General features: G+C 68.7%; 19 protein-coding genes and 1 pseudogene. 11 read left to right on the top strand and 9 right to left on the bottom strand.

Annotated features, from left to right (window positions below):
* The first annotated feature begins 106 nt into the window (after positions 1–106).
* A complete protein-coding gene (locus tag VF106_RS10910; RefSeq protein ID WP_330839644.1) occupies positions 107–616 on the top strand; it encodes a DUF3558 family protein in 510 nt (169 codons plus the stop codon).
* Positions 617–943: 327 nt separating this feature from the next.
* Here the strand turns inward: VF106_RS10910 and VF106_RS10915 are convergent, their stop codons facing one another.
* Positions 944–1,933, bottom strand: a complete 990-nt coding sequence (locus VF106_RS10915; protein WP_414638927.1) for an Lrp/AsnC family transcriptional regulator — start codon at positions 1,931–1,933, stop codon at positions 944–946.
* Positions 1,934–2,066: 133 nt separating this feature from the next.
* Here VF106_RS10915 and VF106_RS10920 point away from each other — a divergent pair, with 133 nt between their 5' ends.
* The 5 genes from VF106_RS10920 to VF106_RS10940 all read left to right on the top strand — a co-directional run bounded on the left by VF106_RS10920 (position 2,067) and on the right by VF106_RS10940 (position 7,527).
* Entirely contained in the window at positions 2,067–3,305 is a 1,239-nt protein-coding gene (locus VF106_RS10920) for a CehA/McbA family metallohydrolase (RefSeq protein ID WP_330839509.1), read from the top strand.
* 95 nt (positions 3,306–3,400) lie between these two features.
* On the top strand, positions 3,401–4,801 hold the full coding sequence (locus tag VF106_RS10925) for an extracellular solute-binding protein (protein ID WP_330839510.1): 1,401 nt from the start codon (positions 3,401–3,403) through the stop codon (positions 4,799–4,801).
* Positions 4,791–5,666 carry a carbohydrate ABC transporter permease gene (locus VF106_RS10930; RefSeq protein WP_330839511.1) on the top strand — a complete coding sequence of 292 codons (876 nt, stop codon included), beginning with the start codon at positions 4,791–4,793 and terminating at the stop codon, positions 5,664–5,666. The genes VF106_RS10925 and VF106_RS10930 overlap by 11 nt, the downstream gene beginning before the upstream one ends.
* Positions 5,663–6,484, top strand: coding sequence for a carbohydrate ABC transporter permease (locus VF106_RS10935; protein WP_330839512.1), 822 nt, complete (start codon positions 5,663–5,665; stop codon positions 6,482–6,484). The genes VF106_RS10930 and VF106_RS10935 overlap by 4 nt, the downstream gene beginning before the upstream one ends.
* Positions 6,481–7,527, top strand: a complete 1,047-nt coding sequence (locus VF106_RS10940) for an ABC transporter ATP-binding protein (protein WP_330839513.1) — start codon at positions 6,481–6,483, stop codon at positions 7,525–7,527. Before VF106_RS10935 ends, VF106_RS10940 begins: the two co-directional genes overlap by 4 nt.
* Here the strand turns inward: VF106_RS10940 and VF106_RS10945 are convergent.
* Complete coding sequence (locus tag VF106_RS10945; protein ID WP_330839514.1) at positions 7,524–8,150, bottom strand: LysE family translocator; 627 nt, start codon at positions 8,148–8,150, stop codon at positions 7,524–7,526. The two genes, VF106_RS10940 and VF106_RS10945, sit on opposite strands and share 4 nt — an antisense overlap.
* 68 nt (positions 8,151–8,218) lie before the next feature.
* Between VF106_RS10945 and VF106_RS10950 the strand changes: the two genes are divergently transcribed.
* Both VF106_RS10950 and VF106_RS10955 read left to right on the top strand, forming a co-directional pair.
* The gene (locus VF106_RS10950) at positions 8,219–8,722 is read left to right on the top strand and encodes a DUF6891 domain-containing protein (RefSeq protein WP_330839515.1); all 504 of its coding nucleotides are present in this window, start codon (positions 8,219–8,221) and stop codon (positions 8,720–8,722) included.
* Positions 8,723–8,753: 31 nt separating this feature from the next.
* A complete protein-coding gene (locus VF106_RS10955) occupies positions 8,754–9,305 on the top strand; it encodes a DUF6891 domain-containing protein (protein WP_330839516.1) in 552 nt (183 codons plus the stop codon).
* Here VF106_RS10955 and VF106_RS10960 read toward each other — a convergent pair.
* The 3 genes from VF106_RS10960 to VF106_RS10970 form a co-directional block, all read right to left on the bottom strand.
* Positions 9,298–9,819 carry a GNAT family N-acetyltransferase gene (locus VF106_RS10960; protein WP_330839517.1) on the bottom strand — a complete coding sequence of 174 codons (522 nt, stop codon included), beginning with the start codon at positions 9,817–9,819 and terminating at the stop codon, positions 9,298–9,300. The genes VF106_RS10955 and VF106_RS10960 overlap by 8 nt on opposite strands.
* Positions 9,820–9,865: 46 nt before the next feature.
* Positions 9,866–10,291 carry an OsmC family protein gene (locus VF106_RS10965; RefSeq protein ID WP_330839518.1) on the bottom strand — a complete coding sequence of 142 codons (426 nt, stop codon included), beginning with the start codon at positions 10,289–10,291 and terminating at the stop codon, positions 9,866–9,868.
* A gap of 110 nt (positions 10,292–10,401) precedes the next feature.
* Positions 10,402–11,028, bottom strand: a complete 627-nt coding sequence (locus VF106_RS10970) for a nucleoside/nucleotide kinase family protein (RefSeq protein ID WP_330839519.1) — start codon at positions 11,026–11,028, stop codon at positions 10,402–10,404.
* Positions 11,029–11,158: 130 nt separating this feature from the next.
* Between VF106_RS10970 and dnaE the strand changes: the two genes are divergently transcribed.
* The gene (gene dnaE, locus VF106_RS10975; RefSeq protein ID WP_330839520.1) at positions 11,159–14,749 is read left to right on the top strand and encodes a DNA polymerase III subunit alpha; all 3,591 of its coding nucleotides are present in this window, start codon (positions 11,159–11,161) and stop codon (positions 14,747–14,749) included.
* A gap of 1 nt (position 14,750) precedes the next feature.
* Here dnaE and VF106_RS51130 read toward each other — a convergent pair.
* Positions 14,751–15,125 (bottom strand): annotated as a pseudogene (locus VF106_RS51130) (IS982 family transposase); the annotation flags it as partial.
* Positions 15,126–15,180: 55 nt separating this feature from the next.
* On the bottom strand, positions 15,181–16,350 hold the full coding sequence (locus VF106_RS10985) for a glycosyltransferase family protein (protein WP_330839521.1): 1,170 nt from the start codon (positions 16,348–16,350) through the stop codon (positions 15,181–15,183).
* Between the two features lie 156 nt (positions 16,351–16,506).
* Here VF106_RS10985 and VF106_RS10990 point away from each other — a divergent pair, with 156 nt between their 5' ends.
* Positions 16,507–17,406, top strand: a complete 900-nt coding sequence (locus VF106_RS10990; protein WP_330839646.1) for an NADP-dependent oxidoreductase — start codon at positions 16,507–16,509, stop codon at positions 17,404–17,406.
* A gap of 424 nt (positions 17,407–17,830) precedes the next feature.
* Complete coding sequence (bioA, locus tag VF106_RS10995) at positions 17,831–19,096, top strand: adenosylmethionine--8-amino-7-oxononanoate transaminase (RefSeq protein ID WP_330839522.1); 1,266 nt, start codon at positions 17,831–17,833, stop codon at positions 19,094–19,096.
* Positions 19,097–19,416: 320 nt separating this feature from the next.
* Here bioA and VF106_RS11000 read toward each other — a convergent pair whose 3' ends face one another.
* Together VF106_RS11000 and VF106_RS11005 are read right to left on the bottom strand one after the other, a co-directional pair.
* Entirely contained in the window at positions 19,417–20,445 is a 1,029-nt protein-coding gene (locus VF106_RS11000) for a cellulose binding domain-containing protein (RefSeq protein ID WP_330839523.1), read from the bottom strand.
* Between the two features lie 11 nt (positions 20,446–20,456).
* Entirely contained in the window at positions 20,457–21,923 is a 1,467-nt protein-coding gene (locus VF106_RS11005) for a cellulase family glycosylhydrolase (RefSeq protein WP_330839524.1), read from the bottom strand.
* Positions 21,924–22,107: the final 184 nt, after the last annotated feature.

Here is a 22,107-nt window from a genome sequence, read left to right on the forward strand (position 1 = left end):
AGGGGAAGGACCAGTGAGGGCGCGGATCTGGTGCGCCCTCGCGGCGTGCCTCGTCGCGGCTGGGTGCACCTCGGACCCGCCAGACGTCGGCGGCTCCACCAGCACCATGCCGTCAGCGACGCGAAGCACTCCACCGACCACGACCACCACGTTTCCGCCGACACCGCCACCCGCCGAGCCGCCGCCGGTCACCCGCCCCCTCGACCCGAGTGCGTATGCCACCGAAGGCACCGTGTGCGATCTCCTGACCGACCCACAAGCGATCGAGTTGGGCATGCCCAGCCCGGGCGAGTCGCACGCCATCAGCGAGACCTTCCTGGGCTGCAACCGGCTGCACGCACTCGCCGAACGGGAGGTGGAGTACAACCTCTGGCTCGACAATGACCTGTTGGAGGAAGTGTTCAGCAGGAACAAGCGGGGCGACTTCATGGTCGTGGACGTCGCCGGCCAGCCGGCCGTCATCAAGTCGGCAGATCCCGCACAGGTGTGCCATGTGACGGTGGGACTGGCGTCCCGCAAGGGGATCGAGGTCATGGCTACCGACGATCGTGGCAAGGCCTGTGCGCTGGCGATGACGATCGCGGAGCAGATGGTCAGAAACCTCGGCGGAGGCTGAAACTCTCCACATCCATCACGGTTTCGCGTACTTTGACGACAACCCAGCGAGGGGCGGTGGTGGGGATGCCGAGCGGCGGACGGGACAGTGACCGGGACGAGCACTTCCTCGTGGACGGTGTGGCGCCTGCGGTGATCGGGGGTGGTCCACCGGAGTCACCGTTCGAGACGTTGCCGGATCCCGAACCGGAGTCGCGTGATCAGTACCGGCCACAGAGCACGCCGCGTCGACAGGAGCCGCCCACGTCGCCGATTCCGGTTATCCAGCCGCTCCCGCCGGGACAGGACCGGCAGAAGCGCAAGTCGTGGCTCGCGAGGATGTTCGGGCCTAGTTCTCAATGATCCAGGTCAGCGCGCGGGACTCCTCGTCGGGGCGGGGACTCCACCGCACCGACGTGACCTCCGTGTGCTCCGGCACCACGTACACCGTGTGGCCGCCCTGGGTCTCGCCGGGCGGCACGCCGATCCGGTGTGGTGGCCGCGACGAGAGCGACACCGGCGCCTTGGAGATGGTCTTGCCGTCCGGGGTCACCAGCACCAGGTAAAGATCCGGAAGTGACTGGAACGCGACGGTGCCGCGGTTCGTCAACTCGGTGTGCACGACGACCGAGCGCTCACCCTCCTGCAGCCGGTAGCCGGCCGCGGTGAAGAGGTAGTCGGCCGGGTCGACGACCTCCACCAGGGTGATCGACAGCCGCTCGCCCTCGAGGCCCTCCGTCTGCAGTGCGGTGCCGACCTTGCCCTGCCGGACATCCGGCAGCGCGGACTTGACCGTGGGTTGCGTCACGTCCAGCGGTGGCGCGTCGCCGCGGGCCCAGGTCGACGTCTGCGGTGGGCCCCACATGCTCATCGGTGCTTCAACCTGGGGCAACGGCGGGGGTGGCTGCATGGGTGCCGGGAACGGTTGGCTCGGCGGCCCGGTCTGGGCGGGGAACGGTGTGCTCGGCGGTCCGGTGCGCGGCATCACCGGCTGCGGTGCCATCGGCATGGGACCCGACTGGGGTGGCGGTTGGCCGTACGGGTTCGGCACCGGCCCGGACGGTGGGTACGGCCCGGTCGGCGTGCCATGGACTCCGTAGGGCGGCTGGATCCCGTACGGCGGCGAGGTGGCGGCCATCGCGGCGGCCGCTGCCTGGCGGAGGCGTCCTGGGTCGCATTCGACGCCCACGAGCAGGGGTAGGCCGGTCGCCGAGAGCGCGACCAACCGTGAGGCGACCTCCCGCGGGTCCATGCCCACACGGGCGGCCACCTCGTGCACCGCTGCTCTGCCCATCTCGGCAACCACGCCGAGGAGGCGGGCGTCAACCGGATCCGTCACGGCTCGCACGCTACCCCGTTCGCTCGATCATCGCGGCGGAAGCCGCGCCCACCGAACCTATTCTCCCGCGCCAGCGAGGACCGACCGGGCGAGGGTTGGGAACAACACGGGTCGTTACTGGCAGGATCTACCCATGGCCGCGCCGACGATCCACCGAGGCTTCTGGACCCGCGATCTGAGAGCTGACAAGCACTGGCCCCTTCTCCCGTTCGACGTGCCGGAACGCTGTCGTGCCATCGCCGTCGAGCTGGAGTTCGACCCGGACTCCGGCGCCGTCGTCGACCTGGGTTGTGAGGGGGCGAACGGGTGGCGCGGCTGGTCCGGCGGTGCGCGCCGCGGCTACGTGATCACCCCGGCCGCAGCCACCCCCGGCTACGTGCCGGGCGAGTTGGAGCCGGGGGAGTGGCACGTGGTGCTCGGCCTGCACCGGCTCCCGGCGAGCGGGCTCGACGTGACCGTCACCATCCAGACCGACGGTGACGTCGAGCTGCCAGCGCCCCGACCCGCCCCGCCGGTGCCGACCAAACCCCGCCCGCGAGGCCTGCCCTCGGGTGCCGGTCTGCGCTGGGTGGCCGTCGACCTGCACGCCCACACAATGCACTCGGACGGCACGCTGACCGTCGCCGAGCTGGCCGCCGAGGCCGTCGCCGCCGGTCTGGACGCCCTCGCGGTCACCGACCACAACACTGTCAGCCATCACGCCGAGCTGGCCGAGGTTGGACGTAAATACGGTATCGCGCTGATCCCCGGCCAGGAGATCACCACGGAGTTCGGGCACGCCAACGCGTTCGGCGACATCGGCTGGGTCGACTTCCGCGAGCCGGCCGCCAACTGGGTGAAGACCGTGCGCGAGCGCGGCGGACTGCTGTCGATCAACCACCCGCTCAGCGGCGACCACGCGTGGCGGCACCCGTTGCCAGAGCACCCGCCGCTCGCCGAGGTGTGGCACTCCAGCTGGCAGGCCCCGACCTGGGGCGGCCCGCTGGCGTGGTGGCAGGCGTGGGGGACGCAGGCGACCCCGATCGGCGGCAGCGACTGGCACCGCCCGAACGACGGCGTGGCGCTCGGCTCGCCCACCACGTGGGTGGCCGTCGACTCGCACGCGCGCAACGCCGACGAGCTGGTCCCGGCCGTCATGGAGGGTCTGCGTGCCGGCCGCACCGCGGTATCTGCGTCCCGCACGGGCCCGGTCCTCCTGCCGGTCGACGGCAAGGTGATCGCCCTCGACGCCCCGGGCACGCTCGTCATCGGCCAGGAGGCCACGCACAAGGTCCGCTTCGATCGCGACACGTTCGACCCGCCCGGTCAGCACGGCCACGTGCTGTGCGGCCACGACGGCGAGGTGCTCGCGCTGGCCGGCACGCCCCACTGACGCTCGCGCTCACCCACCCCTCGGCGCTAATCTTCGTCCTGTTCGGACCGCTGTTGGTTAAACGCCAACTAACTCGACGACGAGAGGTGCCGAAGATGCGTGCACGCCGCACACTGGCGGTGGCGGCGGCCACCGCCACCACGATGGCGCTGGCCAGCTGCCTCGGGCAGCAGCAGGAGTCGGACGCCGGGCGCAACGCGGACGCCAAGGACGTGACCCTGACGATCACGGCGAACGCGGTGGCCGGCGGCAAGAACGACCTCACCGCGAAGTGGATCAGCGACTGGGTGATCCCGGAGTTCGTCAAGCAGCAGAAGGCCAAGGGCGTCGACGCGACCGTGAAGTTCGACGGCGTCGGCGTCGACGACGGTGAGTACAAGGCCAAGATCGCGCTGGACTTCAACACCGACATCGGCGGGGACGTCGTCGAGGTCGACGGCATCTGGCTCGGCGAGTTCGCGGAAGGCGGTCAGATCCGCCCGCTCGACGACGTCGTCGGCAAAGGCGAGGTCGACGCCTGGGAGGGCTGGAACCAGATCCCGGACGCGGTCGAGGCACTCGGCGAGTTCGAGGGCAGGCGGTACGGCATCCCCGTCGGCACCGACGGCCGGGTGATCTTCTTCAACAAGAACCTGTTCGCCCAGGTCGGCCTCCCCGCCGACTGGCAGCCGACGAGCTGGGACGAGATCACCGCGGCGGCCGTGTCGCTCAAGCAGCTCCCCGGTGTGATCCCGATGCAGCTCAACGCCGGCACCGCGATGACCGAGGCGACCACCATGCAGGGTGTGCTGCCGCTGCTCGCCGGCACGGGCGCCGAGATCCACCAGGACGGCAAGTGGCAGGGCGCCACGAAGGAGGTCACGCAGGTCCTGGACCTCTACCAGCAGGTCTACCGCGGTGGTCTCGCCGACCCGGTGCTCGCGCAGGAAGCCAAGGGCCGCGACAGGTCGTTCGAGCTGTTCGCGCAGAACAAGATCGGCATGCTGTTCGAGAGCGACTACTTCTGGCGCTCGGTCGTCGACCCGACGGTCGGCGTGGCGAAGATGGCGGACCGGGACAGCGCGGTCGGCTGGGCGAAGATCCCCGCGGCGAACCCGGGTGCGGGCGTCGACGGTCAGGACTTCGTCAGCATGTCCGGCGGGTCGATCCGCGTCGTCAACCCGAAGACCGAGTACCCGCAGCAGGCGTGGGAGCTGCTCCAGTTCATGAACTCCGCCGAGGCCACCAAGGCGCGGCTCGGTGACACCGCGCAGATCACACAGCGCGAGGACGTCAACGCCGAGGTGCTCGCGAACGACCCGATGCTGGGCTTCACCGCTGCGGAGGTCCTGCCGATCACCCGGTTCCGGCCGGGGCTCGCGGCCTACCCGAAGGTGTCGAGCGCACTGCAGCAGGCCACCGCCGACATCGTGGCCGGCAAGAGCGCGGAGGAGGCGGCCGCCGCCTACGAGGAAGCGCTGATCGAGGCGGTCGGCGAGAACAACGTTGCGCGCTAGGGATTCCGCTGGGCTGGGCGTGGCGCGGGCGGTCGCCTTTGTGTCGCCCGCGCTACTGCTCATCGGCCTGTTCCTGGTCTTCCCCGCGCTCTGGACCATCTACATAGGACTGACCGACTACACGCTGACGGGTCCGTCGTCGGTGGCGCCGGCGTTCGTCGGGCTGTCGAACTTCATGAACGCCCTGGACGACGCGTTGTTCGGCAACGCGTTGGGGCTGACGCTGGTGTTCGTCGTCGGGTCCGCGGTGCTCGGCCAGAACCTCCTCGGCTTCGCGCTCGCGTGGGTGCTGCGGTCCGCGAAACCCGTGGTGCGCAGGGTGGTCGAGGCGTTCGTGCTGCTGGCGTGGATCCTGCCCAGCGTCGTCGTCGCCTATCTGTGGACCGCGGTGCTCGACCGCGACGGCGGCACCCTGAACGCGTTGCTGGGCAACGAGTCCACGGCGTGGCTGGTCGAGTACCCGATGGCGTCGCTGATCGTGTTCAACACCTGGCGCGGCACGGCGTTCTCGATGATGCTGTACGGCTCGGCGTTGGCCGCGGTGCCGCCATCGCAGCTGGAGACCGCTCGCACCGTCGGCGCCAACGGCTGGCAGACGGTACGGGACGTCGTGTTCCCGCACATCCGCGGCCACGTGCTCACGAACACGCTGCTGATCTCCCTGTGGACGGCCAACGACTTCACGCCGTTCCTGCTGACCGCCGGCGGCCCGAACCACGAGTCGGAGACCCTGCCGATCTTCATCTACCAGCAGGCGATCGCGAGCGGCGAGCTCGGCTACTCGGCGGCCGTCTCGTTCCTGCTGCTGATCGTGAACCTGCTGGTGGCGCTGCTGTACCTGCTGTTGTTGAGGAGGCGGTCGTGACCTTCAAGACGATGCTGCGCCGCTCCCTCTACACCGTGCTGATCGCCGCACTGCTGGCGTTCTTCGCGGTGCCCATGCTGTGGCTCGCGTCCGCGCCGTTCGACAGCGACCCCGGCGTCGGGCTGCGCTGGCCGGACTGGACGCTCGACAACTGGCGCGTCACCTTCTCCCACCCGTACGCCCTCGGCTCACTCGTGAACTCGATCGTGCTGTGCGCGGTGGCCACGATCGTCACGACCGCGCTGGGCACGCTGGCGGCGTACGCGCTGTCCCGCGTGCGCATCCCCGGCCGTGACGCCTTGCTGTACGTGCTGTTGCTGCTGTCCAGCGTGGTCACGGGCACCGCGGCCATGGTGCCGATCTTCGTGCTGATGCTGCAGCTCGGCCTGATCAACTCGCAGTACGCGACCGGGCTGGTGATCGCGGGCGGCCTGCTCCCGGCGGCGATCTTCATTCTCAAGGACTTCATCGACACGGTGCCGCGCTCCTACGAGGAGTCGGCGCGGGTGTTCGGCGCCTCGCCGTGGCAGGTGCTGCGCGACGTCGTGCTGCCGGTCGCCCGGCCGGGCATCGCGACCATCCTGGTGTGGGCGTTCGTGCAGGCGTGGGGCAACTTCCTGCTGCCGTTCCTGCTGCTGCGGGAGGTCGATGCGCAGCCGGCGGCTGTGCTGCTGCGCACGCTGAGGGACGAGGGCGGCAGCGCGAACCTCACGGTGATCCCGGTGTTCTCGTTGCTGTACGCGGTGCCGGTGGTGGCGTTGTACCTGTTTGTCAGCAAGCGGTACGGGTTCCGGTTCCATGGAGGGATCAAGGCGTGATCGAGCTGGCTGGACTGTCCACTGTGTATCCGAACGGGGTGCGTGCGGTGGACGCGCTCGACCTGTCGATCAACGACGGCGAGTTCTTCGCGCTGCTCGGCCCGTCCGGCTGCGGCAAGACCACGCTGCTGCGCACGATCGCGGGCCTGGAACAGTCGTCGTCCGGCACGATCATGTTGGGCGGCAACGACGTCACCCGCGTCGAGGCCGGTAAACGCGGCGTCGCCATGGTGTTCCAGGACTACGCGCTGTTCCCGCACATGACCGTGGCGCAGAACATCGCCTACCCGCTGCGGGTGCGCAGGGCGTCGCGGCAGGCCCAACAGGACGCGGCGGTCTCCACCTCGGCCGACCTCGGCCTGTCGGCGCTGCTGGAACGCCGGCCCGCCCAACTCTCGGGCGGACAACAGCAGCGGGTGGCGCTGGCCAGGGCGATCGCCATGTCGGCGGACGTGCTGCTGCTGGACGAGCCACTGTCCAACCTGGACGCCCGGTTGCGCCTGGAAGCCCGCACGTTCCTCAAGCGCCTGCAACGGGACCTGGGCCTGACCACGGTGTTCGTGACTCACGACCAGGCCGAGGCACTGGCGCTGGCGGACCGCATCGCGGTGATGGCGGAGGGCCGGATCCGCCAGCTGGGCACCCCGAAGGAGGTGTTCCAGCGCCCGGCGGACACGTTCGTGGCGAACTTCATCGGCTCGACACCCATGAACCTGCTGACCGGCACGGTCCGCGACGGCTTCGTCGAGGTGGCCGGCGCCCGCCTGCCCGCGCCCGCCCCGTCCCTGACCGACGGGGCCCCGGTGGTGGCCGGCATCCGCCCGGAGTACCTGCGCCCCGCCACCGAGGGGATCACGGGCACGGTGTCCATCGTGGAGAACCTGGGCGTGACGTCGCTGGTCACGCTCGAATGCCCGGGCGAGGTCCTGGTCGGCCTGACCGTGCCGGAACACGAGGAGCCGGCGGTGGGGTCGACGATGACCGCAGCCCCAGCGCCGGGCCGCCTACTCCTGTACGACGGCGAGACGAACCAGCTGGTCTAACGGTCGGCGACCAGTCGTACCGCCAGTCCGCCGAAGATCGCGGCCGACACCCGGTTCAGCCAGCGCTGCACGGCCGGCCTGCGCAGCAGCAGTGCCGACAGCGTGCCGGCGGCGAACCCCACGGTCGCGTCGACGGAGAAGCCGACCACGATCAGGATCGCGCCCATGACCAGGAACTGGACCGGCACCGCCCAGCCGCCCTCGGTGACGAACTGGGGGAGGAACGCCAGGTAGAACAGCACGACCTTGGGGTTGGACAGGTTGACGAGCACGGCCATCACGTAGGTGCGGCGCAGCGTGCGCGCCCCGAACTTCGCCGGCGCGGTGGTGGCCACGTCCTTCGCCGACCGCAACGCGCTGATCGCCATGTAGACGAGGAAGACCGCCCCGACGATGCGCACCGTGTCCAGTGCGACGGGCGCCGCCTGCAGCACGGCGCCGAGCCCGAGCGCGGCGGCGACCGTGTGCCCGACGATGCCGGTGGACATCCCGGCCGCCGCCACCACACCGGCGGCCCGCCCCCGGGCGATCCCGTTGGCCATGATGAACATCATGTCCGGGCCGGGGACGATACTGATCACGAAAGCGGCGACGGCGAAGGCCAGCACCATCGAAAGATCCATACCGGCCATCCTGGAACAGGCGCACCCGTTCGTCGCTCGGGTTTCCGGATGCTGGAACACTCCCGCGCATGCGCCCGGAGGACTTGGCCAGCGCCCTGGTCGATGGCGGTCTCGACCGCGAGTACGTCGTCGAGACCGTCGTCGAGTCCTTCCGGGACACCGTCTCCGAGGACGAGGTGATCGCGGTCGTCGACCGCCTGGTGACGGAGCGGGATGCCGAACAGGCCGGCTGGCCGGACTCCGGCCCGGTGCTCGACGCGCTCGCGGCACTGTCGGACAAGGGCATCGTGATGCGTGCCGACTTCACCTGCTGCGGCAGCTGTGGTGCGGCCGAGATCGGCGCGGAGGCAGGGGACGACGACCGCGGGTACGTGTTCTTCCACCACCAGGACACGGAGATCGCCGCGACCGGCGGCGGACTGATGCTCTCCTACGGCACCTTCGACGGCACGGACCCGACCGTGGTCGGGCGTGAGGTGGTCGAGGCCGTCGTCGCCGCCGGTGCCGAGGTGAAGTGGAACGGCTCGGCCAGCCGGTTCATCCACGTCACCCCGCTGCGGTGGCGGCGGTGACCGCGACTCCGCGTCGTGGAAGACTCCGCGCGTGCTCGATGCCGAGGAGATCGAAGAGATCGAGGAGTACGTCCGTCCCATCGTCCACGGTGGCTTCTCCGACTGGGACGAGGTGGCCGAGGCCGCGACCGAGGCCTTCGTCGAGGAGGAGGAGCTCCCCGAGGACGACGTCATGGCGGTGGTAGACCGGCTGTGGCGGGCGAGGCTGGCCGAGCAGGCCGGCTGGCCGGCCGAGACCGAGGCGGAGCGAGTGCTGGCGGCACTGGACTCGCTGTCGGCGCGCGGCATCGTGTCGAGGGTGGACTTCACCTGCTGCAACTCCTGCGGCCTTGCCGAGATAGCCGGGCACGCGCACAACGGCGAGCACGGGTACGTGTTCTTCCACGAGCAGGACACGGAAGCCGCCACGCAAGGCGAAGGCCTGTACCTCTCGTACGGCACCTTCGACGGCGCCGACGCGACCACCGTCGGCCAGGAGGTGGTCACGGCCCTGAAGGAGGCCGGTGCACCGACCGTGTGGGACGGCACCACGGGGCAACGCATCCTGGTACACCCGCTCGAGTGGCGGATCCGGATCAGTTGACCGGCAGCTCCGAGCGGAGCATGCGGTACAGCACCTCGTCGCGCCACGCGCCGTCCCGGAAGGTGTAGCCCGCCAGCACCGCCTCGCGCACGAAACCGGCCTTCTCCAGCGACCGCTGCTCGGCCAGGTTCTCGAAGTCGGTCACGGCCTGTATCCGGTTGATCGGCAGGTGCGCGAACAGGTATCGCGCCAGCAGCAGCTGCGCCGCCGTCCCGTGTCCCTTGCCCCGCGCCCACGGCCACAGGCTGATGCCGAACTCGCAGCAGTACACCGAGTACCCCGTCTGCTGCCGGGACCACGAGACGAAACCCAGTGACTCCCCGGCGAGCTCGACCATGAGGACGCTCTTGTCGTCGGCGAGCAACCCGTTCTCCGCGTACCGCCGGCGCCACCTCGTGGGGTCCACGAACCCACCCCAGTTGAACTCCCCGATCGCCGCCGGATCGGCGAACATGTCGTCCAGCGCGTCGAGATCCGGCTCGGTCACCGGACGCAGACGTAACCCCTCGGCCATACCGGCACCGTAGCGCGGGGTGTGACCGAGGGGCTCCGGCCGGGCGTCAGACCAGTTCCGCGTCCAGCGTGATCGTGGTGCCGGTCAGCGCCTTGGAGACCGGGCAGTTCTGCTTGGCGTCCTCGGCGATCCGCGCGAAGTCCTCGGCGGAGATCCCCGGGATGCGCGCCCGCACGGTGAGCTTGATGCCGGTGATGCCCTCGCCCGGCTGGAAGGTCACGTCGGCCTTGGTGTCGACGGCCTCCGGCGGGGTGCCGGCGCCGGCGAGCGCGTGTGAGAAGGCCATCGAGTAGCAGGTCGAGTGGGCCGCCGCGATCAGCTCCTCCGGGCTGGTCTTGCCGTTCGCCTCGTTCGCCCTTGACGCCCACGACGTCTCGTACTTGCCGAGACCGGACGAGTCCAGCGACACGGTGCCGGCGCCCTCGAGCAGCGATCCCTCCCAGTGGGCGTTCGCCGTGCGTGTGGTTGCCATGTATGTCCTCCCTTGTCGAGTGCCGGTCACGAGTCTGCCCCACCGCTCATGTGACCTGGCCACCCCCCGGTTGCATCGCTCAGGCGTTCGATAGAATCGGCGTCGGCGGTTCACTCGTCGAGCAGGGCGGGATGGGCCGGGTCGTCCATGCGCACCGCGAAGTCGGCCTGGTCCAGGGGGTGCACGGTCGAGTGGTACCGCTCGAACACGGGCAGTGCCCACGCCTCCGCCTCCGGCAGGCGGCGGCGCAGGGCGGCGGGGGAGAGCCACAGATGAACAGCACAGTCGACAGGCAGACCGCGGCCGAGCAGCAGCTCGCCGTCCAGTACGAGCACGCCCCCCGGCGGAAGGTCCACATAGTCCGCTCGGGTGGCGCGGTCCGTCGACGTGTTCCAGAACGAGGGCAGGATCCGCCCGGTGCCCCCCGCGTCGAGCGGCTCGAACACCTCTCTGGTCAGTGCTCCGACGTCCAGCCAGCTGTCGTAGCGGGCGTCGGGGTCGGTCCGGCCGTGCTCGAACCGCAGCGACGCCGGCCGGAGAAAGTCCGCGGCCGACACCCGTCGCACCGGGCGACCGCGCGTACGCAGCTCCTCGGCGAGCCGGTCCGCGAGCGTGCCCGGCTCGCTCGGTGGCGCCCCGTCGACCGCGACCCTGGTCCACTCCGCACCCGGCCTTGTGATGATCGTCTCGGCTATCTCGGTGATCAGCAGATCGGGCGAGATGGGGCGGAACCGCATGCGTCCATGATCCCCCGTGTCACAAAATTGTCGGTGCCACGCGGTAGAACGGGACCATGCACAAACCATCGACGACACGCCACCCGGGCTGGCGGTCGGCGGCCACGAGTTCGTCGTAGGGTGATGCCTCGTGGCGGCTGACTCCTTCGTTCATCTGCATGTGCACACCGAGTACTCGATGCTCGACGGCGCCGCTCAGGTCGGACCGTTGTTCGCCGAGGCGCAGCGGCTGGGCATGCCCGCGGTCGGCATGACCGACCACGGCAACATGTACGGGGCCGACCAGTTCTACCAGCAGGCGAAGAAGACCGGCATCAAGCCGATCATCGGCATCGAGGCGTACATCGCGCCAAACAGCCGCTACCACAAGAAGCCGGTCTTCTGGGGCGAGGCGCGTCAGCGCAGCTCCGACGACGAGGGCGTGGGCGGCGACGTCTCGGGTGGCGGCGCGTACACGCACATGACGATGCTCGCCGGCAACGCGACGGGCCTGCGCAACCTGTTCACACTGTCCACACTCGCGTCGACCCAGGGCTACTACCGCAAGCCCCGTATGGACCGCGAGCTGATCGCCGAGAACGCGAGCGGCATCATCGCCACCACCGGCTGCCCGTCCGGCGAGGTGCAGACCCGGCTTCGGCTGGGCCAGCCCGCCGAGGCGCTGCAGGCCGCGTCGGACTACCGCGACATCTTCGGGCACGAGAACTTCTTCCTCGAGCTGATGGACCACGGGCTGCCCATCGAGCGGTCGGTGCGCGAGGGCCTGCTCGACATCGCGAAGAAGCTCGAGCTCAAGCCGATCGCCACCAACGACTCGCACTACGTCACCAAGGACCAGGCCGAGGCGCACTCAGCGCTGCTGTGCGTGCAGTCGGGCAAGACGCTGTCCGACCCGAACCGCTTCAAGTTCGACGGCGACGGCTACTACCTCAAGTCCGCCGCGGAGATGCGCGAGTACTGGGACTCCGAGGTGCCCGGCGCTTCCGACAACACGCTGCTGATCGCGGAGCGGGTCGAGTCGTACGAGGAGGTCTGGGCGTACGCCGACCGGATCCCGGCGTTCGAGGTGCCCGAAGGGGAGGACCAGGCCAGCTGGCTGGCCAAGGAGGTCACGCGCGGCCTGAACTGGCGGTTCCCGGACGGCATCCCGGACGGGTACGTCGAGCGCGCCGAGTTCGAGCTCGGCGTGATCGTCCAGAAGGGCTTCCCCGCGTACTTCCTCGTGGTCGCCGACCTCGTGGCGCACGCGCGCAAGGTGGGCATCCGGGTCGGGCCCGGCCGTGGTTCGGCCGCCGGCTCGCTCGTCGCGTACGCCCTGGGCATCACGAACCTGGACCCGATCCCGCACGGCCTGCTGTTCGAGCGGTTCCTCAACCCGGAGCGCGCGTCGATGCCCGACATCGACATCGACTTCGACGACCGCAGGCGCGGCGAGATGATCGCCTACGCCACCGACAAGTACGGGCACGACAAGGTCGCCCAGGTCATCACGTTCGGCACCATCAAGACGAAGGCCGCGTTGAAGGACGCCGCCCGCGTCCTGCACGGCCAGCCGGGCTTCTCGATCGCCGACCGGATCTCCAAGGCGCTGCCGCCGCCGATCATGGCGAAGGACATCCCGCTGAAGGGCATCGTCGACCCCAAGCACGAGCGCTACGCCGAGGCGGCCGAGGTCCGCACGCTGATCGAGACCGACAACGAGGTCAGCAAGATCTTCGAGACCGCCCGCGGCCTCGAGGGCCTGATCCGCAACGCGGGCGTGCACGCCTGTGCGGTGATCCTCTCCTCGCAACCGCTGATGCAGTCGATCCCGCTGTGGCAGCGTGACGACGGCTCGATCATCACCGGCTGGGACTACCCGTCCTGCGAGGCCATCGGCCTGCTGAAGATGGACTTCCTCGGTCTGCGCAACCTGACGGTCATCGGCGACGCGATCGACAACATCAGGGCCAACCGGGGCGGGGACGTCGACCTCGACACGCTCAGCCTCGACGACAAGAACACCTACAAGCTGCTGTCCCGAGGCGACACGCTCGGCGTGTTCCAGCTGGACGGCGGCCCCATGCGTGACCTGCTGCGGCGCATGCAGCCGACCGGCTTCGAGGACATCGTCGCGGTCGGCGCGCTGTACCGGCCGGGTCCGATGGGCATGAACGCCCACAACGACTACGCCGACCGCAAGAACAAGCGCCAGCAGATCAAGCCGATCCACCCCGAGCTGCAGGAACCGCTCAAGGACATCCTGTCCGAGACGTATGGTCTGATCGTCTACCAAGAGCAGATCATGTTCATCGCCCAGAAGGTCGCGGGCTACTCCATGGGACAGGCGGACGTGCTCCGCAAGGCCATGGGTAAGAAGAAGCAGGAAGTGCTGGACGCCGAGTTCGAGCGCTTCCAGGCCGGCATGAAGGCCAGCGACCTGCGTCCGGGCGGCTTCTCGGACGCGGCGATCAAGGCGCTGTGGGACACGATCCTCCCGTTCGCGGGCTACGCGTTCAACAAGTCGCACGCGGCCGCGTACGGCCTGGTGTCGTACTGGACGGCGTACCTGAAGGCCAACTACCCGTCCGAGTACATGGCCGCGCTGCTCACCTCTGTTGGCGACAACAAGGACAAGTCGGCCGTCTACCTGTCCGAGTGCCGCCGCGCCGGCATCAAGGTGCTGCCGCCGGACGTCAACGAGTCGGGCCTGCGGTTCGCCGCGGTCGGCACCGACATCCGCTTCGGCCTCGGCGCGGTCCGCAACGTCGGCGCCAACGTGGTCGAGTCGATCATCAAGACCCGCGAGGCGAAGGGCGCCTACACGAGCTTCACCGACTTCCTCGACAAGTCGGAGCTGGTGGTCTGCAACAAGCGAGTGATCGAGTCCCTGGTCAAGGCGGGCGCGTTCGACTCGCTGGGCCACACCAGGCTGTCGCTGATCCAGGTGCACGAGGAAGCGGTGGAAGCGGTCGTCGGCCTCAAGCGCCAGGAGGCGATGGGCCAGTTCGACCTGTTCGGCTTCGGCGACGACGACTCGTCCACCCCGTCGAACGACGCCAGCCCGCTGGCCCACCTGAAGTTCACGGCGGAGGAGTGGCCCCGCAAGCAGTTGCTCGCCTACGAGCGGGAGATGCTGGGCCTGTACGTCTCGGCCCACCCGCTGGACGGTGCCGAGCGCCTGCTGCGCAAGCACGCCCCGAAGCCCATCGCGGAGATCCTGGCCGACCCGCCGAAGGAAGGCGAGATCGTCCTGTCGGGCATGATCTCGGCGATGGAACGCCGCGTGAACAAGCAGGGCGAACCGTGGTGCATCTGCACGATCGAGGACCTGGACGCTTCGATCGAGGTCCTGTTCTTCGCGAAGAGCTACTCGGTGTTGTCCCAGGACCTGATCGAGGACGCCGCGGTGGCGGTCAAGGGCCGCGTCAACTGGCGCGAGGACAAGATGTCCGTGTTCGGCTCGGGCCTGATCCCCCTGGACTTCACCGACGCGGACCTGGCAGCGGAGGACGAGATCACCCCGTTCGTCCTGCTGTGCAACCCGGTCAAACTGAACGACGAGGTAGTCGGCGAACTGAAGAACACCCTGTCCGCCCACCGCGGCGACACCCCGGTCCACCTGAGGTTCGCCCACAAGGAGAACGGCGTGACCCTCGCACTGGACGACTACCCGATCAAGGTAACCCCAGCCTTCCTCGGCGAGATCAAGGCAATCCCAGGAGTAGCGGTCGACGCCTGACGGCCGCCTGGACTAGCAGGCGTCGAGCGGTGCGGCTGAACACGCCGGCGGGAGTGCGTCCACCGTGGTCTTCGAGGTCGAGCTGACCTTTCAGTGTCTGGTTGACCGACTCGATCCACGGGCGCACTCCACCGAGGTGGCCGTCGCGGATGAGGTGGTGGTTGTGGTCGAGCAGCGCGGCCAGCACCTCGCGTTCGCCGATCTTGGGGTAAGCCAGACATCACATGATCGGCATCCCGTCTCCAGCGCAGACAAGGTAGAGCTTCAGGCCCCGGTACCAGCGTGAATGCGACCGGCAGCAGCCGTAGCCGGCGTGCCCGGCCAACTCCGGAAGATAGCGGACACGCCCTGCCATTCCGCACTGGATCGGATGTGCCGCACCACGCCCGTGGCCAAGTCCCACTTCACACGATCTTCATGGAATCAATCATCTAGACCGCGAGTGGCCATCCGGTGAGTGCGTACGCGTTGAACCAGGCGAAGATCAGCGTGTACGTGGACACCGCGGCGATCGTCGTGCGTGGTTGGCGGTTGGCCAGTCCTATCGCGACGGGGATCAGCAGCGTGAACCCGGGGAGCAGGAACCGTCCCTTGAGGTAGGTGAGGCCAGCGGTGCCGATGACCACGATCACGACGCCGGCACCGTAGGCGACCAGCGGCCACGGCAATCGGTTCAGCCCGCTGAGCACGGCGAGCGCCACCGCCGTGAGCAGGGCCAGCACGACGATCGACTCGAAGAGCGACTTGCCGGTGGCCAGCGTGTCGCCGACGAACTCCAGAGTCTGGACGCCACCGTCGAACCGCGTGAACCAGCCCTCCCGCTGGATGTCGAACCAGCCGGTCAGCGAACCGGCCTTGTAGGCGACAAGACCCCACCACCCCAGCAGACCGAGTGGGCAGATCACGACACACACGATGGCACGCCAGCGGTCGTTGTTCCGCAACACCGCGATCAGCGCGGCGACGCCGACCACCGCGACCACGACCACCGCCGTGGAGCGGGTCAGCCCGGCGGCGACGGAGCACAGGCCGGCCAGGTACCACCGCTTCTCCAGCACCCCGACCAGCGCCCACGCGGCGCACGCGGTGAACAGCGCCTCGGTGTAGGTCATCGACAGGACGATCGACATCGGCGCGGCACCCCACAGGGCGACCAACACCAGTCCCACGCGTTCGCTGCCGCCCACCAGCCGGCCGATCCGGAAGATCGCCAGCGTCGCCGCGAGACCGGCGAGGAAGCTGACGATCAGCCCGGCCCACTCCACGCCCATGCCCGTGGCCGCCACCGCCCGCACCAGCATGGGAAAGGCGGGGAAGAACCCATAGGGAGTCACCGGGGTGTGCTGGCCTGCGGCGTCCCGGTGCGAGTCCGGGACGCCGTCGAAACCGTGCTCGGCGATCGCGAGGTACCAGTCGCCGTCCCACGAGGTCAGCATCTGGATGATCGACCGGTCGTGGTGGTCGGCCAGGAAGAGCAGCACCAGGTAGCCGGTCGTGCGCACCATGACGTAGACACAGATGGCCATCAGGTAAGGGCTGGCGGTCCGTGCCGGTATGGCGGTCGGAAGTGCGGGTGGTGCGTCCACCACCTTCGTTGTCACGACCACATGGTGGCATTGCCGGGTGGGCGCGCACTGTCCGTATCGCCACATTGGCCGGAAGGCGCCGGTCGCGTGGCTGGATCCTTCCATGTCATGGCATTCCGGCCACTGGTCGCCCCGCGTGAACGGCGCAAGGATTGACGTATGACGAAGACGATGCGGGCGATCAGCGTCCAGCGTGCCGGCGGCCCGGAGGTGCTGACCGAGGTCGAGCTGCCGAGGCCGGAGCCGGGCCCGGTGGAGATCCTGGTGCGGGTGCACGCGGCGGGCGTCAACCCGACGGACTGGAAGTCACGGGCACGAGGCCAGGCGTTCGGCGCCCCGGCTCCGTACGTGCCGGGGTACGACGTGTCGGGAGTGGTCGAGGCGGTCGGCCCGGGCGTGCGGATGTACGCACCGGGCGACGAGGTGTTCGGCATGCCGCTGTTCCCGAAGCCGGCGGGTGCCTACGCGGAGTACGTCGTCGCACCGCCGAGGCATTTCGCGCGCAAGCCGGCAAGCCTGGACCACGTGACGGCGGCGGGCCTGCCGCTGGCCGGCCTGACCGCGTGGCAGTCCCTCGTGGACTTCGCGAACGTCCAACCAGGTCAGCGCGTGCTGATCCACGCGGCCGCCGGCGGCGTCGGTCACCTGGCGGTGCAGATCGCGAAGGCACGGGGCGCCCACGTGATCGGCACGGCAAGCGCCAAGAAACACGACTTCGTCCGGTCACTGGGCGCCGACGAGCTGATCGACTACCGCACGGAGGACTTCACCAAGGCGACAGCCGACCTGGACCTGGTACTGGACACCATCGGCGGCGACTACGGCCCGAGGTCACGCTCACTCCTGCGCCCAACCGGCACCTACATCTCCCTGACCTCCCCGGCGGACGAACATTTCCTACTGGTGGAACCGGACCACGCGGGCATGCTCGCACTGGTAGATCTGATAGAGAAAAACCACCTGGCAGTAACACTGGACACCGTCTTCCCACTAGCAGGCGCCCCGAAAGCCCACGAACACGGCGAAACCGCAACCACAACCGGCAAAATAGTCCTAAAGGTAACGAACTAACCCCCTGCGGCCTCCGGCCCCCGTTTTCCAGCCTACGGCACCCCACCGACATTCCCGACACTCGAACCGGGGGTTGTCCACAAGTGTTCGCGTGTCCAACGCTCCAGGCTCGCGTGTCCAACAAATATGGCCGGTGAGTTGAACAATTCGTGTACGTGACTGTTTTGTTCAACTCACCGGTCCGCACGGTTGGATACGCGGGTTCTGGATGTCGAACTCGCCGGTCCGGATTGTTGGACACGCGGAATTGTCCACAGCCTCCTCGCTGGACGCGGATTTTTGTCGGGGGTGTGCCGTAGGCTGGAAAACGGGGGCCGGAGGCCGCGCCCGTGTCGTCGACCGCGGGCTGGCGGCAGCGGCTGAGCAAGGTGCGGGTAAGTGCCATGTTGCTTCGCTGCTGGTGGCGGCGGGTTAGCCTGCCCGCGTGACCTCGGAGCTCATCGCGCTTGATCGGGCGCATGTCTGGCATCCTTACGGGCCCATGCCCGGCCTCGTCGACCCGCTGGTGGTGGAGTCGGCCGCGGGGGTGCGGCTTCGGCTCGCCGGCGGGCGGGAACTCGTCGACGGCATGTCGTCGTGGTGGGCGGCCATCCACGGGTACCGCAACCCGGTGCTGGACAAGGCGTTGGCGGACCAGGCGGGCCGGATGAGCCACGTCATGTTCGGTGGGCTCACCCACGAACCCGCTGTCCGGCTCGCCACACGGCTCGTCGAGATCACGCCGGGTGAGCTGCGGCACGTGTTCCTCTGCGACTCCGGCTCGGTGTCGGTCGAGGTCGCCGTCAAGATGGCGCTCCAGTACTGGCGTTCACAGGACCGACCGGAAAAGCGGCGGCTGCTGACCTGGCGCGGCGGCTACCACGGTGACACCTTCCACCCGATGAGCGTCTGCGATCCCGACGGCGGGATGCACAGCCTCTGGCAGGGCGTGCTGCCGGCACAGGTGTTCGCCGACGCGCCCCCGGCGACCTTCGAGCACGACTACGTGGCGCACCTGGCCACGATGATCGAGGAGCACGCCGACGAACTGGCCGCCGTGATCGTGGAGCCCGTGGTGCAGGGCGCCGGCGGCATGCGCTTCCATGACCCGCGCTACCTGCACGTGCTCCGCGAGCTGACCCTGGCCAACGACGTCCTGCTGATCTTCGACGAGATCGCGACGGGCTTCGGCCGCACCGGCACACTGTTCGCCGCCGACCAGGCGTCGGTCGCCCCGGACATCATGTGTGTCGGCAAGGCGCTGACCGGCGGCTACCTGTCGATGGGCGCCACGCTGTGCACACCGCTCGTGGCGGACGGTATCTCCCGTGGCTCCGTGCCGGTGCTGGCTCATGGACCGACGTTCATGGGCAACCCCCTTGCCTCGGCGGTGGCGTGTGCCTCGATCGACCTGCTGCTGTCACAGGACTGGCAGAGCACGGTCAAGAAGCTGGAGGACGGCCTCATCACCGGGCTGGAACCCGCCCGCGCGCTGCCGGGCGTCCGGGACGTCCGCGTCCTCGGCGCGATTGGCGTCGTGCAACTAGACCACCAGGTGGACATGGCGGCGGCCACCGAGGCGGCGGTAGGGGCGGGGGTGTGGCTGCGCCCGTTCCGCGACCTCATCTACACGATGCCGCCTTACATCACCGAACCGCCGGACCTGACGCGGATCACGGAAGCCGTACTGGCAGCAGCCCGCGCAGGCTGACGGCCCTGGCCTCCGGCCCCCGTTTTCCAGCCTACAGAACACCCCCGACAAAAAGCCGTCGCCGACAAGCAGGCTGTGGACAATTCCGCGTGTCCAACAAACCTGACCGGCGAGTTCGACATCCAGGACGCGCGTGTCCAACCGTGTGGACCGGTGAGTTGAACAAATCAGGCGATTTGTTCAACTCACCGGTCATATTTGTTGGACACGCGATTCTGGAGCGTTGGACACGCGAACAGTTGTGGACAACCGCAGGCTTGGGTGTCGGGAATGTCGGTGGAGTGCCGTAGGCTGGAAAACGGGGGCCGGAGGCCGCGGGTCTAGTTCACTGTGCAGGTTACTGTTGGTGGGGTGTTCGTGCTGGTTCGGCTTGCTATGAAGCCGAACGCGGCCGAGTTGCCCGGGGCCAGGGTGCCGTTCCAGTTCACGTTTCTCGCGGTGACCGCGGCTCCGCTCTGGGAGACGGTCGCGTTCCACGACTGGCTGATCTGTTGGCCGTTGCCGAAGCTGAACGTGGCCGTCCACGTCGACGTCGCCCTCGTCGTGCCGTTGCGGACGCTCACCTCGCCCTGGAAGCCGTCGCCCCACTCGCTGATCACGCGGTAGGAGGCGGTGCAGGCGCCCGCCGGGGGTGGCGGGTCGTCCGGTGGGGTGGTGCCGCCGATAGCCGTCGCCAGGGCCGGGTACCACTTGTCGGACATCTTCTGGAAGCCCGAGTCGACCGGGTGGACGCCGTCGAAGGTGTCGGTGGTCGCGTTGAAGCCCGTCCACTGGTCGACCACGGTGATCGGCGACTGCGACGTCGTCTTGCCCGCCGCCCAGCCGGGGATCGCGTTGTTCAGCGCGACCACCCGCTGCGCGCAGCCGGTGCAGTTGCTGGGCTGCATCGGGATGATCTGCGCGACGATGATCTTCATGTTCGGGTTGCTCGCCCGCATCTGGTCGACCAGCTTCGAGTACGCGGTGAGGATCTGGGCGGTGGTGATCGTGCCGCCCCACAGGTCGTTGGTGCCCAGGTGCATCAGCACGATGTCGGGCCTGCTCGCGGAAAGCCAGCCCGGCAGCTGGTTCTGGTCCGCGATGCCGACGGCCTGGAAACCGCTGTGCCCCTCGTGGTCACCGTCGTGTGCGACCGCGCAGCCGCCGCCCACCTGGGTGCCCACGAAGTCGATGTTGGTGTACCCGGTCCGCTGTAGACGGTCCCACAGCAGGGCGCGCCAGCAGCCGGGGCCGGCGGTGATGGAGTCACCGAGCGGCATGATCCGGACCGGGGCGGGAGCCGACGCCGCGGACGGCGCCAGCACGAACGTCAGCACCGCGGCGAGGAGGGCGGGCAGTATTCTTCGCATGGTCGTTTCCTTTACGGCGTAACGGAAAGCAGGTGCGCCCGGTAGCCCGCGCCGTAGGTCTGGGTGGGCGTGCCGCTGTAGTCGGTGATGAGCACGTTGCCGCTGCCGCAGCCCCACGGGTTCCACGTCCACGCCGTGTAGCCGAGGCGTTGCTGGTCAAGCCAGGCCATCACCTGGTCGATGTAGTCGTGCGCGCAGGTGTCCTGGCCGATCTCACCGGCATGCACCGGCACCTGCGCGGCAACCGCGCCGATCTCGCTGTTCCAGCAGGAAACCGTGATGCAGGCGTTGAAGTTGTACGAGTGCCACGAGGCCATCAGGTTGCCGGTCGGGTCGTTCGGCTTGTAGGTCAGCCACTGGGACAGGTCGTTGGTCCACCGGATGCCGGCCGTCATGACCACGTTGGTCGCGCCGGTCGCGCGGACCGCGTCGAGCAGGTCCTGCATGCCCGCCACCTCGTAGGTGAACCCGGCGCACGTGCCGCCGTCACGCAGACAACGCCACTCGGCGGTCGGGTTCGCCCAGTTGTCGGCCGCGTCCGGGTAGGGCTCGTTGAACAGGTCGAAGACGACCGCGTTGTTGCCTTTGAAGGCGTTCGCCACCTGGGTCCAGAACGTCGGCGTGTACTGCATGCTCGGCATCGGCTTCTGGCAGGTCGCGTTGACGTCCGCGCAGGCCGAGATGTTGCCGGTGTACTGGCCGTGCGTCCAGTGCAGGTCGAGGATCGGGTTGATCCCGTTCGCCACCAGCAGCGTCACGTAGTCCTTGACGGCCTGTTGGTAGGCGGCGCCGCTCGGCGAGCCGGACAGACCGAGCCAGCAGTCCTCGTTCAGCGGGATCCGCACGGCACGGACGTTCCAGGCCTTCATCGCGTTCACCGACGCCTGGTCCACCGGGCCGCTGTCCCACATGCCCTTGCCCTGCACGCAGGCGAACTCTCCGCTGGCCCGGTTGACGCCGAGCAGCCGGTAGGTCGCCCCGCTCGCGGTGACCAGCTTGTTCCCGGAAACCCGCAGTGCCGGCGCCGCGCCGCCCGGCCCCGGCGGCGGCTCGGTCGGTGGCGGGGTGCCGGTGCAGGCGGCGCCGTTCACCGCGAAGTCCACCGGCGCCGTGTTCGTGCCGCTGTAGGAGAAGTTTGCGCCGGCCTTGACGTTGCCGTTCGCCGCGATGGTGCCGTTCCACGCCGCGTTGGTGACGGTGACCTGCCGGCCGGACTGCGACCACACCCCGCTCCAGCCCTGCTGCAGCGTCTGGTTGCCGGTGTAGGAGTAGGTCAGTGTCCAGCCGGACGCGGCGGACGCGCTGAGGTTGTTGACGGTGACGGTGACACCGAACCCGGCGCCCCAGTCGTTGGCCGCGTAGTCGACGCGGCAGGCGAACGCCGGGGCCGCGCTGACCGGAGAAGCCGCCGTCACCGGCAGGATGACGCTCGCGACCGCTGCCACGGCGGTGCACGCCACGCGGAACTTACCCAACATCGGCACTCCCTTGTGCAGGCGACGTCCAGGCGATGTGTCCTGGGAGCGCTCCCAGGGCACGGTTAGAAACGTTCGCTGGTGGAGGTCGAAACTGTCAATGGAGCAGCGCCGCGGTAACCGCAATTCACTCGTTCAGATGGAATGGACCACTAGATTGGCGCATTCAGCACCCGTGTGGTGACAC

It is taken from the genome of Actinophytocola sp. (assembly GCF_036378875.1).
In the GTDB taxonomy this organism is placed as follows: domain Bacteria; phylum Actinomycetota; class Actinomycetes; order Mycobacteriales; family Pseudonocardiaceae; genus Actinophytocola.